The sequence below is a fragment of the Candidatus Methanoperedens sp. genome, assembly GCA_012026795.1.
Taxonomy (GTDB): Archaea; Halobacteriota; Methanosarcinia; order Methanosarcinales; family Methanoperedenaceae; genus Methanoperedens.
The window spans coordinates 44,687-58,978 of record VEPM01000001.1 but is presented as its reverse complement, the minus strand read 5'-3'; the positions used below and the strand labels follow the sequence as shown (position 1 = coordinate 58,978).

At 41.8% G+C, this 14,292-nt stretch carries 16 protein-coding genes and 2 tRNA genes; 9 read left to right on the top strand and 9 right to left on the bottom strand.

The features are described 5' to 3' along the window. The first annotated feature begins 58 nt into the window (after positions 1–58). Complete coding sequence (locus FIB07_00375; GenBank protein NJD51304.1) at positions 59–490, top strand: hypothetical protein; 432 nt, start codon at positions 59–61, stop codon at positions 488–490. Positions 491–1,330: 840 nt separating this feature from the next. On the opposite strand, the gene FIB07_00370 is transcribed toward FIB07_00375, so the two are convergent. Further along, positions 1,331–1,415: transfer RNA gene (locus FIB07_00370), tRNA-Leu, on the bottom strand. Positions 1,416–1,423: 8 nt separating this feature from the next. After that, positions 1,424–2,332, bottom strand: a complete 909-nt coding sequence (gene argF, locus FIB07_00365) for an ornithine carbamoyltransferase (GenBank protein ID NJD51303.1) — start codon at positions 2,330–2,332, stop codon at positions 1,424–1,426. 92 nt (positions 2,333–2,424) lie between these two features. Here argF and purQ point away from each other — a divergent pair, with 92 nt between their 5' ends. Then, complete coding sequence (purQ, locus tag FIB07_00360; GenBank protein NJD51302.1) at positions 2,425–3,210, top strand: phosphoribosylformylglycinamidine synthase I; 786 nt, start codon at positions 2,425–2,427, stop codon at positions 3,208–3,210. 9 nt (positions 3,211–3,219) lie between these two features. Here the strand turns inward: purQ and FIB07_00355 are convergent, their stop codons facing one another. The 7 genes from FIB07_00355 to FIB07_00325 form a co-directional block, all read right to left on the bottom strand. Next, positions 3,220–3,456 carry a hypothetical protein gene (locus FIB07_00355; protein NJD51301.1) on the bottom strand — a complete coding sequence of 79 codons (237 nt, stop codon included), beginning with the start codon at positions 3,454–3,456 and terminating at the stop codon, positions 3,220–3,222. A 376-nt stretch (positions 3,457–3,832) separates the two neighbouring features. Next, the gene (locus tag FIB07_00350) at positions 3,833–4,081 is read right to left on the bottom strand and encodes a sulfurtransferase TusA family protein (protein NJD51300.1); all 249 of its coding nucleotides are present in this window, start codon (positions 4,079–4,081) and stop codon (positions 3,833–3,835) included. A gap of 40 nt (positions 4,082–4,121) precedes the next feature. After that, positions 4,122–4,916 (bottom strand): 4-hydroxy-tetrahydrodipicolinate reductase, encoded by a 795-nt coding sequence (locus tag FIB07_00345; protein NJD51299.1) that lies wholly within the window; start codon positions 4,914–4,916, stop codon positions 4,122–4,124. 4 nt (positions 4,917–4,920) lie between these two features. Next, entirely contained in the window at positions 4,921–5,796 is an 876-nt protein-coding gene (locus FIB07_00340; protein ID NJD51298.1) for a 4-hydroxy-tetrahydrodipicolinate synthase, read from the bottom strand. A 5-nt stretch (positions 5,797–5,801) separates the two neighbouring features. After that, positions 5,802–6,002, bottom strand: a complete 201-nt coding sequence (locus tag FIB07_00335; protein ID NJD51297.1) for a 30S ribosomal protein S17e — start codon at positions 6,000–6,002, stop codon at positions 5,802–5,804. A gap of 108 nt (positions 6,003–6,110) precedes the next feature. Continuing rightward, a complete protein-coding gene (locus tag FIB07_00330; protein NJD51296.1) occupies positions 6,111–9,215 on the bottom strand; it encodes a hypothetical protein in 3,105 nt (1,034 codons plus the stop codon). A 185-nt stretch (positions 9,216–9,400) separates the two neighbouring features. After that, positions 9,401–9,472, bottom strand: a tRNA-Gly gene (locus FIB07_00325). Positions 9,473–9,823: 351 nt separating this feature from the next. On the opposite strand from FIB07_00325, the gene FIB07_00320 reads away from it, so the two are divergent. From FIB07_00320 to FIB07_00290, 7 genes are read left to right on the top strand one after another with little or no spacing between them, the layout of a single operon-like run. Continuing rightward, positions 9,824–10,837, top strand: a complete 1,014-nt coding sequence (locus FIB07_00320; protein ID NJD51295.1) for a 50S ribosomal protein L3 — start codon at positions 9,824–9,826, stop codon at positions 10,835–10,837. A 4-nt stretch (positions 10,838–10,841) separates the two neighbouring features. Beyond that, on the top strand, positions 10,842–11,594 hold the full coding sequence (gene rpl4p / locus FIB07_00315) for a 50S ribosomal protein L4 (protein NJD51294.1): 753 nt from the start codon (positions 10,842–10,844) through the stop codon (positions 11,592–11,594). Then, a complete protein-coding gene (locus FIB07_00310) occupies positions 11,591–11,836 on the top strand; it encodes a 50S ribosomal protein L23 (protein NJD51293.1) in 246 nt (81 codons plus the stop codon). The genes rpl4p and FIB07_00310 overlap by 4 nt, the downstream gene beginning before the upstream one ends. Before the next feature lie 9 nt (positions 11,837–11,845). Continuing rightward, complete coding sequence (locus FIB07_00305) at positions 11,846–12,556, top strand: 50S ribosomal protein L2 (protein NJD51292.1); 711 nt, start codon at positions 11,846–11,848, stop codon at positions 12,554–12,556. A 5-nt stretch (positions 12,557–12,561) separates the two neighbouring features. Continuing rightward, positions 12,562–12,975: a 30S ribosomal protein S19 gene (locus FIB07_00300; GenBank protein NJD51291.1), complete on the top strand. Its 414-nt coding sequence runs from the start codon at positions 12,562–12,564 to the stop codon at positions 12,973–12,975. 5 nt (positions 12,976–12,980) lie between these two features. Then, positions 12,981–13,427, top strand: coding sequence for a 50S ribosomal protein L22 (locus tag FIB07_00295; GenBank protein ID NJD51290.1), 447 nt, complete (start codon positions 12,981–12,983; stop codon positions 13,425–13,427). Beyond that, positions 13,427–14,290, top strand: coding sequence for a 30S ribosomal protein S3 (locus tag FIB07_00290; protein NJD51289.1), 864 nt, complete (start codon positions 13,427–13,429; stop codon positions 14,288–14,290). The genes FIB07_00295 and FIB07_00290 overlap by 1 nt, the downstream gene beginning before the upstream one ends. Positions 14,291–14,292: the final 2 nt, after the last annotated feature.

Here is a 14,292-nt window from a genome sequence, read left to right as displayed (position 1 = left end):
CATGCTGTTTTTATATCTGGGAGGCATTTGTAACAAAGGTGTAAAAAAGGTGTGTAAAATGCCGCAGATTACTTTAAGGGTTGAGCAGGAATTATACGATAGCATAGAGGAAAAGAAGGGTGACAAGGATAGAAGCACATTTTTACGGGATGTCATAATTGCTTATTTTACATCCAACAAAAATGCAGTTGCATCCCCGGAGAATGCAGTTGACTCCCGGCAGAGTGCAAATGCGCCTCATGAGAATGCAAACGTATCTCAATTGCATTACGAAAACGAATATTTAAAGAAAAAACTGGAAGACCTGACTGCATTACATGAGAGTGCTGTTGCATTGCACAGCCAGGAAAAGCAGGATATGAGCAATAAGTTGGATCGTGCCATGCAGCTTGTGAGCCAGGAACAAAGTATTAACATGACGATGCAGAAGCAACTCATGCCAGCACCTCAGGAGATCATAAAAAAAACATGGTGGCAGTTCTGGCGATAGGATTGTTAAATATCATTGGTTTTTCCGTTCACATAAAAATCAATATATTAAGCGCGCCCGTGTTGGGAATGGTGTGTTATTACAGAGATGGCGCGCTTGGTTCATAAATACGTGAGCATATAAAATAACTTTCGATGTTTTTTACAGTTTTCTTGATTTTAAATAAGAAAACCATTTTGTATGCATACTTCCTAAATATACGCATTGCAAAAACAACTTGTGCCGGCGCCTCAGGAGATCATAAAAAACATGGTGGCAGTTCTGGCGATATAATTGTTAAATATCATTGGTTTTTCGTTTCATATAATATGCGTTTTTACAATATCGCTACCAGAAAGCAATATTCCGAGGTATTATATTAATTAAAAATCAATATATTAAGCGCGCCCGTGTTGGGAATGGTGTGTTGTTAGAGAGATGGCGCGCTTGGTTGATAAATACATGAGCATGTAAAATAACTTTCGATGTTTTTTACAGTTTTTTTGATTTTGAATAAGAAAACCATTTTGGAAGGATAGGGGTAACTTTATTAAGTGAAGTCATAATTGCTTTTTTTGCATCCCAAAATAATGGAGTTGTATCCCAGGGGAAGGCAGTTGGCTCCCATGAGAATGCACACGTGTCTCAGTTGCATTACGAAAATGAATATTTAAAGAAAAAGCTGGAGAATCTGACTACATTACATGAGAACGAGGTTGTATTACACACATGGGAAAAGCAGGATATGAGCAATAAAGTTGGATCGTGCGATGCAGCTTGTAAGCCAGGAAATACCAATTGAAAGAATAAAATTAACAATGCAGTCATTGGGTCATTATATATGTAACCCCAAAATTGTTATGCGGGGGATGGGATTTGAACCCACGAACTCCTGCGAGATTAGCCCCTGAAGCTAACGCCTTTGACCGGACTGGGCGACCCCCGCAATAGGGTCTATGAAAGCATTTTCAGTAGCAATGCCTTCTGGACATGCAGCCTGTTCTCGGCCTGGTCAAATACAGCCGAGTTTGGCCCGTCAACAACTTCTGCTGTGATCTCCTCGCCCCTGTGGGCAGGAAGACAGTGAAGCACCATCACATCATGCTTGGCTTGTTCTAAAAGCTTGCTATTGATCTGGTAGGGTTTGAAGTCGTGTAACCTCTGATCCTGCTCTTCCTCATCACCCATTGAAACCCAGACATCAGTTGATAGGATGTCAGCATTCTTTGCTGCTTTCATCGGGTCATTGATAACATTTATTATTCCTCCCAGTTCCCTGGCTTTGGCGAGGATTTCGGTATTGGGCTCATACCCTTCCGGGCATGCTACGGTCATTTTCATCCCGGTCAGCGCGCATGCAAGCATAGCAGAATTACATACATTATTCCCATCTCCGATCCATGCAAAATTCAAACCCTTGATTTTTCCCTTGTATTCCCGGATGGTAAGAAGATCTGCAAGGAGCTGGCAGGGATGTTCAAGATCAGAAAGACCGTTAATTACAGGTATTGTACCATTTTCCGAAAGTTCGATAAGCGTTTCATGCTTATACACCCGTGCCATGATCGCATGGACGTAACGCGACATCACACGGGCCGTATCAGCTATGGATTCCCCGCGTCCGAGCTGGATATCTTTATAATTAAGATATATCGCATGCCCTCCAAGGTCAGTCATCGCCACTTCAAAGGATAACCTTGTGCGGGTTGAGGATTTCTCAAAAAGCATGGCAAGAGTTTTATTCTTGAGTATATCAAATATTTTTCCGCGCGCCCTTTTCTCTTTCAGGTCAGAGGCGGTATCAAGTAAACTGATGATATCTGCATACGATAGATCGGAAATAGATAATAGATGAGATGGCAAAACCAGGACACTCCTTTTGTAGTTGATTGTTCCAGACTTGTAGGTATAGATGTAGATACTTATTTAAATTTCTTTTCCATAGTGACATTACAATGACCCCGAAAGTTCTTGTCCTTACCGGCTACGGCATAAACTGCGATACGGAAACCTGGCATGCATTTAAACTTGCAGGCGCCGAAGCCGAACGTGTGCATATTAACGATTTAATCAATGAAAAAGAAAGACTCGAAGATTACCATGTCCTTGCTTTCCCGGGAGGCTTCTCATTCGGGGATGATATCGCATCCGGTAAAGTACTTGCGAATATGGTCAAATATAATCTTGGGGAGCAAATACAGGAATTCATTGATACGGGAAAATTGATAATTGGTATCTGTAATGGTTTCCAGGCCATGGTGAAAATGGGTTTGCTGCCAGGATTCAATGGCGATTATGTCACACAGGAAGTTACGCTTACCTTTAATGATTCGGGAAGATTCGAGGACAGGTGGGTACATCTTAAAGCAAATGAAAAATCAAAATGTGTATTTACGAAAGGAATAGACAGGATATATCTTCCCGTTCGCCACGGTGAGGGGAAGTTCATAACAAAAAGCCCGCTGGAGCTTGCAAAATTAAAAAAAGGGAACCAAATTGTTTTCCAATACACGGATATACAGGGAAATCCTGCCGGATATCCCCATAATCCAAATGGCTCAATAGATAATATTGCAGCGATATGCGATGAAACAGGCCGTATTTTCGGGATGATGCCGCATCCTGAGGCATTCCAGCACAGGACTAACCATCCCGGATGGACTCGTCAGGAATTGCCGGAAGAGGGGGCAGGAATAGCGATATTTCGAAATGCAGTTGAGTATGTGAAAGATAAACTGTAAAACAGGTTGTCATAAATTCAACTTAATTAAAGGGAATACAGGACAATACGCTCTGGAAAGACCGCGCATCAAATTGCACGGGTAGTCATTGCATTTCAAACAGCATTCAATATTTTTTTTCTCGGCGCAATTGAAAATGATGCATGGATGTTTTGACATATTCTCTATTTCACAGCCAGCACATCCGTTATTGAAGTTCTTGCATAATCCACAGGCAATACCGCATTTTCCTACTGTAACTACCATTTCTTTCACAAACCATTTTCAATTATTTTAATATACTGTCTTATATTTTAATGAATTGCAATCTCTTAATTACGGTCTTTTACCATAAATATGCCTTAAGTTCATGGTTTTTATTAAAAGGTGAAAAAAGTGCTGATTAGTTTTCTATTGTTTATTGATGGCAATTTTGAGAAAATTGTTTCTATAATTTCGTGTTTTGATAATCGCTAACAGATTCAATCCTCAAAGTTACAGTTGAATCACTCTATTAAAAAAATTTTACATGAACAAAAAAATTAAAAAACCAAAAAATCAAAGAATAAGTATGATACCCAAATAGCAATAGCAATTTGCTAACTGGAATTTATAACAAGTAGGCACATCCAATTTACAGGTTCTAATCCCCTTTCTGTATTAAGAAATGGAACTGTTCGCCTTCCTTGAATAGTTTTATCAGCTTATGTCCCGCCCTTTTTGCCCATCTCGGGATATCCTGGACAGCCGCAGGGTCTCCGGTAACCATCTCCAGGACTTCACCCGGCATTAACTTTTCCATTTCAGTGGTTGTATTAAAAATCGGTATCGGACAATAGAGTCCAACACAATCTACAAGTAATTTTGGTTTGATGTTCTCATTTTCAGTCATTGTGATCAAATATTATCTTTGTGATCATCTATTATTATAATTATTTGATCCCCAGAACATCCGACATTTCATATATGCCAGGTTGTGCTTTTGATATCCAGAGTGCAGCTGTCACGGCCCCTTTTGCGAATGCCTGCCTGCTATGCGCCTGGTGCTTTATCTCGATTCGCTCGCCATCACCCGCAAAAAGCACTGTATGGTCGCCCACGATATCCCCGCCTCGTACTGCATGGATGCCGATTTCCTTATGCCTGGGAGCAATTCCGTGTCTCCCATATACCAGTTCTTTTTTGCCAAGCGTCTTTGAAATAACTTCAGCAGCCTTTATTGCAGTACCGCTGGGAGCATCCTTTTTCTGGTTGTGGTGGGCTTCTATTATTTCAATATCATAATCCTCGAGCCGCTTTGCGGCTTCTGCAAGCAAACCCCAGAAAACATTAACACCTATAGAAAAATTTGGTGTGATGACTGCGCTGATATTATTTTCGGATATTGCTTTATCCATTTCGGCTCTTTGCTCTTTTGTGAAACCTGTCGTACCTACAATAAGATTGACCTTATTCCTGGCGCAGGTAACTACATTTTTCACAGCAGCCTGAGCTATCGTGAAATCAATAAGAACATCGGGTTTTGACTTTTTCAGGACATTTTCAATATCTTTTGCATCGGTCACAGGAACGTCCATCTTTCCTGTCCTCATGACCTCTCCTATATCCTTTCCAATATTTGTGACATCAATGGCGGACACAAGCTTCATCTCTTTTGATTTCAGGACATTTTCAATAATAAGGCCGCCCATTTTTCCGCATGCACCTGTTACGGCTATTTTTATCATAGGATCACTTCAATAGATGAAGGTCATTTAAAGCAGCTTTTAGCTTTCGCTCATTATCGTGGCTCATAGGAGCAAGAGGAAGCCTCAAATCCCCGGCAGGAAGTCCGATAAGTTCAACAGCTTTCTTGATCGGGATAGGATTTGTCTCCAAAAAGACTGCGCGTATAAGAGGAGCAAGCATAATATGCAATTTTTTTGCTTCTTCAAAATTCCCATTGCGAAACGCCTCAACCATGGAAACCGTAAGCTTCGGGGCTATATTAGCTACAACGGAAATTACGCCTGCTCCTCCGATTGCCATTATAGGGAGTGTCAGGCCGTCATCTCCGGAAAAAACAACAAAATCCTCATCCCTGGTAAGTTCCAGGATTTTTGTAACCTGGTCAAGATTGCCGCTTGCTTCTTTTACACCGATTATATTACTCTCTTTTGCAAGCTCGGCCACAACCTCAGGCTTAAGATTGATACCTGTTCTCGAAGGTACATTGTAGAGGATTATTGGAATATCAACTTTACTGGCGATTTTCTTAAAATGAGCAAGCATTCCACGATCATTGGGCTTATTGTAATAAGGCGTGATCAAAAGTGCCGCATCCGCCCCCGCATCTCTGGCAGAACCGGTCAATTCCAGTGCCTCAGTAGTATTATTAGAGCCTGTTCCAGCAACAACCGGAACAGTGGAGCATTCTATTGCGATCTCAATGACCTTTTCGTGCTCTTCTATGGAAAGTGTCGCAGATTCGCCTGTGGTTCCACAGGGAACAATACCGGAAACCCCGTTCTCAATAAGAAAACCGATATTCTGCTGCAAACCTTCTTTGTCGACCTTATTATCCCTCGTGAAGGGAGTAATAAGAGCAGGCAGAACACCGTTTAACATAAATCTTATCTCTTTCTTGTAGCTTTAACTCTCAACTGCCTCACTACATACCCGGCTACCCGGTTCCTGATAATCTTACTTTCGATGTCCGTATATTTCGTAACGTTTTCCTTGTTCTGGTTAAAATCAAGACTAAAAGCATCACCATGTTTTTCAAGTAATTGGGCTGTTAATGATTTTACATATCCTTGTCTAATATTTCCCATAATTAATTATCTCCATTTTCCTTCGCATACAACTCCATTATTCATATAGATTTCTGGAGATTCGGCTGGGAGATTCTTAAAGTCTGCGTTTGTTAATTATATTTCCGATTATATGTTCGTCACAACGCCGCTAATATTGCCTGTCTGCTTTTTTTCGAGTTCAATATCCTGTATAACAGTCATACCTGATATCACTGTAACAATGATCGAGGTATTTGTATAGTACATGGGCTCGCTGGTGGCTGTAAGGTTATAGGTTCCAGCCGGGAACAGGAATGAATAGAAACCTGATGCATTGGCAGTCGCTGTTACGTTGGAATTTAAAGTGAGAATAGCGCCCGCGATCGCTACACTGTTGTTCATCACAGTACCATTGATATATCCAGGCGGGGGTATTGCCAGCGGAAGAAAGTCCACATTCATGGAATCAAGCGTATAGTTTGAATCGCATATCCCATCCTTTTCCAGGTCCATACAATTCTGGCTGAAACCTGTACCGCCAGGGTCTGCCCAGAAGTTTCCACCTGTGTATGGGCCGCCAGCGATGTTTTTGCTTTGTATTTTTGATAAATTCCAGGAGTTATCATAATTCGTAACTTCGAATTTGAAATTATTAGTATTGTTGAAAAAGTTGTTATAAATCGTGTTGTTATTAGAAGAATATAGGAATATCCCATTTGTATCATTCCAGATATTGTTATTTGAAATGTTTGTGAAATTAGCTGCATTAAGATATATGCCGGCTTTTTCAGGCCCGGTTGCGCCTGTTAATGTAAAACCATGGATAGTAACATTGTTTACTGTAACGTTAAACACATGTTCGTTATCATTAGATGCATTAACAATAGTAACATCAGCCCCTGCCCCAGCAAGGGTTACAGATTTGTTGGCTAACACATTTTCATTGTAAATCCCGGCCGCAACATTTATCGTGTCACCATTATTTGAAGCATTCATAGCGTCCTGGATTCTCGTAAAATCCGCACCACCGCTATCGTCCACGGTAATTACCGCTGGTGCATAAGCCGGGGTTCTCGCAGTACCATTGACCCAAGTCGAATTGATATTACCCGAACTATCGACTGTGTGCGTGCTAATATTATATTCAGTATTCCCAGTAAGGTTACTGGCAAAATAATACTGTGAACCATTTGTGACATTTGTCTGGAATATTCCGTCAAGGTATATCATTACTCTGGAGAAATCAGGGTCTGAGGGGTCAGTCCATGTCCAGTTGATAGACCTCGCATAACTAATGTTTTGTAGGTCAGTAATGCTTGAAGGAGCAATGGAATCAACCCAGAATACAACTGTGCTGGAATTCCAGTTACCCGCTATATCCCTGGCGTATATGATTATGTTATTTTCTCCCTGGGATGCTATTATTGTAGTATCAGGTGCGAATGAAACGTTAGGTTCGCCATTTAAGCTATAATTCCAGACCGGGATCACCTCATTGGCTGAAACGCTCAAGCTGATATTGGTAGTAGTATAAGTAATATTCCGGGGAGAGATTATGGTTATTATTGGGGGTATTAAATCCGGTTCTGTTGTAGCTGTATGGTTTGTCCATGTCTGATTGATGTTACCCGAAGTATCTACAGTTCTTGTTGATATGGTATGTTCTGTATCTGGAACCAGGCCTGTAGCGTTGAAGAACTGTTCTCCTTTAAAAACATTTTTCCGGAATATTCCATCAATGTATATCATTACTTTGTAGTAATCCGGATCTGCTGGTTCATCCCATGTCCAGTTGGTATAGGTCTGGGCATAGGTAATGTTTCTTAAATTGCTGATACTTCCTGGTATTATTGAATCCGGGACAAAGTATGTAATCGGCAGGTAGTCAATATTTGTACCTGCAATTGTAAATGATGAATTGCATATCCCATCCCTGTCCGCATCCGAGCAGTTCTGGCTGAAGCCTGTTCCCCCGGGATTTGCCCAGAAGTTCCCTCCAAGATAGGGACCTCCTGTTATAGTTGTATCTGGCGTCTTTGTTATATTCCAGTGGTTGCTATTTGCGCCATTTAAACTCAAGTAATTTGTACTATTGAACAGGTTATTATAGAAAATGTTGCTATAAGTATCATAAAGATAAATTGCCAGATTATTGTTATAAATATTGTTATTATAGTAAGTGTTATTGTAAGCGAAGTAAAGAGAAATGGCGTAATTATTTTCAGAAATATTGTTATTAAGGAATGTGTTATTTGTGGCATCCATCGTTAATAATCCCATACCGTTATTAGTAGCATTGTTGGATTTAATGATGTTATCATTTGATTCATAAACAAAGATGCCGTAGTCTTTTTCCGAAACATCATTACCAGTAACGGTGTTATGATCTGAGACTATAAATATCCCGGAATTCCATGGACTCGTATTGGTAACGTTAAATCCCTCAAGGATAATTCCGCCACCTGTTAAATTGATTGTATTCATCATTATGCCTTCTGAATCCACAATGGGCTTTCCCATACCTGTGTCCACGCCTCGCAAGATCAGAGGTTTTGTAACATCAAAATACCCATAATATTTGCCGCTATCTACCTGTATTTCATCACCTGCATTTGCCTCGTCGATCGCAGCCTGGATGGTGCCATCATAATTGATGCTGCGGTTAATATTGTGTACGGAATCATACATAGAATCCGTATTTATATATGTCCGAAAATTGACATCCCCTACCTGCACACAGGGAGTCCAAGAATTTCCATTGAAGGCAAAACATTCTCCACCTGCATAGGAATTATTGATATCTCCTGTCCAATAGCCTTGAACTACTCCAGCTGGTGGATCTATATAGCTGACAACTATCGCATATTGAACTCCTGAAGTTACGGGAATGCCCTGGGAGAATTTGATAATTTCCGAAATTGATGAACTTCCGGAACTGAGGTTTTTAGAAACAAGAACATTCATTGTGGGTACACCATTCTCAACGGAATTGATGGAAACCCGTAATTTAGTTAAATAAGGATAATCCTGAATTACATTTATACTGGCTCCTTTTAGTGTCCCGTTCATTCCTGTCGTAAATGTCTGGGAGACATATTCACAGCATCCGTTTATATTCGAATTAGCACTAGAAGGCGAAGTAAAAGATTGATCAATCAGGGATTGTCGTGTTTCGCCCCGGACTCCGTCTACATTTACCAAGCTCAAAACTAAAACTGCAACAATTAAACTCCAAATTGTTTTCATTTTCATAATCTCCTATCCTATCCATTATCCTATCCATTATTCAGGAAGAATTCAGCCTTTGATAAAATTTATCACCATATTATATTCGTATTCTATCATAGAAATACTTATTTATAACCTCAATATAAAAGGTTCCACTTTGTATGATTGTGTTAGATGTTCTTTAAATTTAATAATTCATAAAAATGAGATGCACCGATCGGGATTTGAACCCGAGTTATTAGCTTGGAAGGCTAAAGTCATAGCCACTAGACCATCGGTGCAGGTAGGTTGTAGATAGTCTAAAAGGTATAAAAAGCTTTATCTTGCGCCCTGCGAATAGGGAAAATCGGCCTGGAGTACAGCGTTATTTTTTCTATTTAATCACCAAAGTATTATATAGTTCTTATTCATTTAAGGCGTAAAGTACGATGCGTATAGATTACGCAAGTTGAAGTCGATCAAAGTCGGATTTGATGAATTGCAAAGGGCCAATGCGGCTGTCGTATGCCCGTAAAATGCGTGTAAATCAAAATCTATTTGTGAAGACATATTTGCAATAACCCGTATTGGGTTTGCACTTGCCGTAAAAATACTCCCGCGTATTAATTTATATTATCGAAAAGGAGGAAAAAATGTCACATCCGCACAGACCAAGACGCGGTTCTATTGGATTCAGTCCGCGCGTTAGAGCAAGAAGCGAAGTACCTCGCGTGAGAGCATGGCCTGTACAAAAAGAGCCAAAGCTTTTAGGATTTGCAGGGTACAAAGCCGGTATGACACATCTCATAATGAGAGATGAAATCCCGAACAGTTTAACGAACGGGATGGAGATTTCAGTACCGGTGACAATTATGGAAGTTCCTGCAATGAAGGTAGCAGCTATCAGGCTATATAAAAATACTACTTATGGAGCAACTGCCATCGCAGAAGCATGGACAACAGAGCTGGATAAAGAAATCAACAGGGCAATAACCGTACCTAAGAAACATGACCTGCCAGCAGCTATTGCCAAAATCGAGCAGCTTATCAAAGACGGTATTGCAAAAGATTTGAAGGTGGTAATGTACACGATGCCTGATAAAGTAACAGGAATTCCCAAGAAAAAACCGGAGATTATGGAAAACAGTATCGGCGGAACTGACCTGATGGGACGTTTCCAGTATGCAAAAGGCCTTCTCGGGAAAAACGTCAGCATAAACGATGTATTCAACAATGGTGATGTTATAGATCTTGTTGGGATAACAATAGGAAAAGGGTTACAGGGACCTATAAAACGCTGGGGTATACAGCTCCAGAAATCCAAACATTCAAGAGCAGGAAGTGTCAGGGAGATCGGTACTCTCGGTCCGTGGCATCCATCACATGTAAGCTGGAGAGTTCCACAGCTGGGGCAAACAGGATATCATCAGAGAACCGAGTTTAACAAGAGGATAATGCAGATGGGTAAAGATGGAAAGAACGTCACCCCTGAAGGCGGATTCATAAATTACGGTATTGTCAGAAATGATTATGTTATTATTAAGGGAAGCGTACCCGGGCCTGTCAAGAGATTAGTTCGCATGCGACCCGCTATCAGACCAAAGAAACAAACAAAGGGCCAGGCACCTGAAATAACGTATATAAGCCTTGAGTCAAAACAGGGGTGATCCCATGGATTTGAATATAATCGATTTATCCGGAAAATCTACGAAAAAAATTACTTCAACATTGTTCGATGAGCCATACAGACCCGACCTCATTAAGAAAGCAGTGCTGGCAGCTCAGGCAAATCGCATGCAGCCTTATGGGCCGCATATTTATGCGGGATTGAGGACCTCAGCTGAGGGGTGGGGACCGGGCAGAGGCGTATCACGTGTCGCCAGGCTTATGAATGGCAGCAAGGCAGCAAGGATCCCACAGGCCGTTAAAGGCAGAGAGGCACATCCTCCCAAGCCTGAAACTGACAGGACTGAAAAGATCAATGACAAGGAGCGAAAGAAAGCCATCAAGTCGGCGCTTGCCGCAACAGGAAATGTTGAACTTGTCAAAAAGAGAGGACACCAGTTCTCTGCATCATTGCCTTTTATCGTTGCTGATGAGCTTAGCTCCCTGACAAGAACAAAGGATGTTAAATCATTCCTTGAAGCAGCCGAATTGTACGATGATGTCATAAGAGCAAAACATACAAGAGTCCGGGCAGGCAAAGGCAAGCTCAGGGGCAGGCGGTATAAACAGCCAAAAAGCATTCTGATCGTCACGGCTGAAGACAAAGGTGTAGTCAAGGCTGCACGCAATCTTGCAGGTGTTGATGTAGTAAATTATGATCAGCTCAATGCAGAATTACTGGCCCCTGGAACGCATGCAGGACGCCTGACAATATATACCGAGTCAGCAATATCGAAACTCGAGGAGAAAATGCAATGATACAGCACCCTTATGTCACAGAAAAAGCAACGCTGATGGCTGAAAATAACAATGTTCTCCAGTTCATCGTTGATATCAATGACAGCAGAACCAATGTGAAAAGAGAGATTGAGACGCTTTTTAAAGTAAAAGTGGCAGGCGTCAATATGATGATGACCTCAAAAGGAAAAAAGAAAGCTATTGTGAGTTTCGCAGACCCAAACACTGCGACAGAACTTGCTTCAAGGCTGGGAATATTCTAAGGTGAGAAAATGGGACACAGAGTAATGGGTCAAAGCAGGGGAAAAGGTTCTCCTACATATAAAGCACCTTCTCATAAATTCAAAGCGAATCTTATGCATTTGAAAGTGGAAGAAGGAATTATTACTGGAAAAGTGCTTGAAATAATACATGATACTGCACGCTCGGCTCCTATTGCCCGCATATCATTCGATAACGGGCAGGAACGCCTGATGCTTATCCCTGAAGGCATAGAAATCAACCAGACAATACAGTGCGGCATTTCAGCCCCGGTGGAACCGGGAAATACCCTGGTACTGGCAGAAATCCCTGAAGGGGTGCCAATCTGCAATGTAGAGTCACAGCCTGGCGACGGTGGGAAATTTGCCCGTGCCTCAGGCATGTACGGTATCCTTGTTGCGCATGATGTGGGCAAGACCGTAGTGCAATTGCCAAGCGGAGAGATGAAATGGCTTAATCCCAAATGCAGGGCAACCATCGGGGTCGTCGCAGGAAGCGGACGTACCGAAAAGCCGTTCGTCAAGGCAGGAAAGAAATTCTACAGGATGAAAGTAAGGGCACGCAAATGGCCAAGAAGCAGAGGCGTAGCAATGAATGTTGTTGACCATCCGTTCGGAGGCGGAGGACGCCAGCACCCCGGAAGACCAAAGACCGTATCAAGGGGCACGCCGCCCGGAAGAAAAGTCGGCTCTATTGCCGCAAGAAGGACAGGAAAGAGGTGAGTTAAATGGCAAGAAAAGAATCATCGAAAATACCAAAGAGAAAGGGTGAATTCACATTCAGAGGAAAATCCGTAGAGGATCTCAAAAAGTTAAGTTATGATGAGTTCGCACTGCTTGTTCCCTCAAGACAGCGCCGCACTATACAGCGCGGATTTTCAGAAGATCACAAAAAATTACTGCATAAAGTCAAAATAAAAGACCAGAATATAAGGACGCATTTGAGGGACATGATAGTCCTTCCTGAAATGGTAGGTATGAAAATAGCTATCCATAGCGGCAAAGAATTCGTGCCGATCGATATTATTCCTGAGATGCTGGGTCATTATTTCGGTGAATTTGTGCTTACACGAAAGAAAGTTTCTCACGGCGCAGCAGGTATCGGTGCAACAAAATCAAGCAAATTCGTTCCATTGAAGTGATTTACATGAAATTAAATTTCTCTATTGAACCCGCGCCTGAAAAAACATCTAAGGCCATGGGAAAGGAACTTCATATTTCAAGAAAACAGGCACATGAGATCGCAACAGCGATCAAAGGCATGAAACTCGATATTGCGCAGAAATTTCTTGAAAATGTAGCTGCATTGAAACAGGCTGTGCCCTATAAAAGATTCACTCGGAATATCCCGCACAGGAAAGGAATGTGCACTGGCAGGTATCCACAGAAAGCCGCAAAGGAATTCTTATGCATTATAAAAAATGCACAGAGTAATGCCACATACAAAGGTCTTGATCCGGAATCTATGCGGATTATTCACGTAGAAACAAAGAAAGGCCATTCTTATATGGGGCAGTTTCCCAGGGCACAGGGAAGAGCAACGCCCAAGAAACAGGAAACAGTTACAGTAGAAATGATAGCAGAGGTGCAATAATGGGCGTTGAAAAAAAATTCGTCAAGAACGGGTTTGATAAAACCCAGATGGCAGAATATTTCTCAAAACAACTGGAAAGAGCAGGTTACGGAGGCATGAATATCAACAGGACCCCAATGGGTACCCAGGTGACAATTTTTGCTGAAAAGCCCGGGATGATAATCGGAAAGGGCGGAAGGACAATTCACAAGTTGACACACGATCTTGAAACAGTTTTCCGTGTTGATAATCCGCAGATAGATGTCCAGGAAGTAAAAATCCCTGAACTGAACGCCCAGATGATGGCATCAAGATTAGCCGGGGCAATCGAACGCGGCCTGTACTTTCGAAAGGCTGGCCATAATATGCTAAGAAGAATAATGGAATCAGGGGCGCTCGGATGTGAAATTGATATTGCAGGCAAATTGACAGGCCCCAGGAAGAGGACTGAAAAATTCGTAGCTGGCAATATGCTCCATGCAGGTAACCCTGCAATGGAACTGGTTGATAAAGGCTTTGCCATTGCTATAAAGAAACTTGGAGTTATAGGATGCCGCGTACGGTTAATCCGGCCAAGCGTTAAACTTCCAGGCAGGTTTAAAACAGAACAGATCACAGTTCCACAGGAAGCTGCAGTTGCGGGAAAGAAACCGGAAGGTATCAAAGAACTCGTGAAGGCTGCGCCTGTTCCTGTTGAAATAAAACCGGAGATCATCAAACCGGAGGTCACTAAACCAGCTCCTGAAGCAACAAAGGAAACAGTTCCTGAAGAAGCCCATACCGGTAATATCGAAGAAAGGATGCATGGCGATGTCCTGGAACATAAACATGCACAATACGATTACTGGCATCCGGCATCACGCACTCATAAGACGGAGGAATAGTA

Excerpts from the sequence above, each read along its gene's own strand:
- FIB07_00375 (NJD51304.1), top strand. The coding sequence starts at position 59 with ATGCCGCAGATTACTTTAAGGGTTGAGCAGGAATTATACGATAGCATA.
- purQ (NJD51302.1), top strand. The coding sequence starts at position 2,425 with ATGACCCCGAAAGTTCTTGTCCTTACCGGCTACGGCATAAACTGCGAT.
- FIB07_00355 (NJD51301.1), bottom strand. The coding sequence starts at position 3,456 with ATGGTAGTTACAGTAGGAAAATGCGGTATTGCCTGTGGATTATGCAAG.
- FIB07_00350 (NJD51300.1), bottom strand. The coding sequence starts at position 4,081 with ATGACTGAAAATGAGAACATCAAACCAAAATTACTTGTAGATTGTGTT.
- FIB07_00345 (NJD51299.1), bottom strand. The coding sequence starts at position 4,916 with ATGATAAAAATAGCCGTAACAGGTGCATGCGGAAAAATGGGCGGCCTT.
- FIB07_00340 (NJD51298.1), bottom strand. The coding sequence starts at position 5,796 with ATGTTAAACGGTGTTCTGCCTGCTCTTATTACTCCCTTCACGAGGGAT.
- FIB07_00335 (NJD51297.1), bottom strand. The coding sequence starts at position 6,002 with ATGGGAAATATTAGACAAGGATATGTAAAATCATTAACAGCCCAATTA.
- FIB07_00330 (NJD51296.1), bottom strand. The coding sequence starts at position 9,215 with ATGAAAATGAAAACAATTTGGAGTTTAATTGTTGCAGTTTTAGTTTTG.
- FIB07_00320 (NJD51295.1), top strand. The coding sequence starts at position 9,824 with ATGTCACATCCGCACAGACCAAGACGCGGTTCTATTGGATTCAGTCCG.
- rpl4p (NJD51294.1), top strand. The coding sequence starts at position 10,842 with ATGGATTTGAATATAATCGATTTATCCGGAAAATCTACGAAAAAAATT.
- FIB07_00310 (NJD51293.1), top strand. The coding sequence starts at position 11,591 with ATGATACAGCACCCTTATGTCACAGAAAAAGCAACGCTGATGGCTGAA.
- FIB07_00305 (NJD51292.1), top strand. The coding sequence starts at position 11,846 with ATGGGACACAGAGTAATGGGTCAAAGCAGGGGAAAAGGTTCTCCTACA.
- FIB07_00300 (NJD51291.1), top strand. The coding sequence starts at position 12,562 with ATGGCAAGAAAAGAATCATCGAAAATACCAAAGAGAAAGGGTGAATTC.
- FIB07_00295 (NJD51290.1), top strand. The coding sequence starts at position 12,981 with ATGAAATTAAATTTCTCTATTGAACCCGCGCCTGAAAAAACATCTAAG.
- FIB07_00290 (NJD51289.1), top strand. The coding sequence starts at position 13,427 with ATGGGCGTTGAAAAAAAATTCGTCAAGAACGGGTTTGATAAAACCCAG.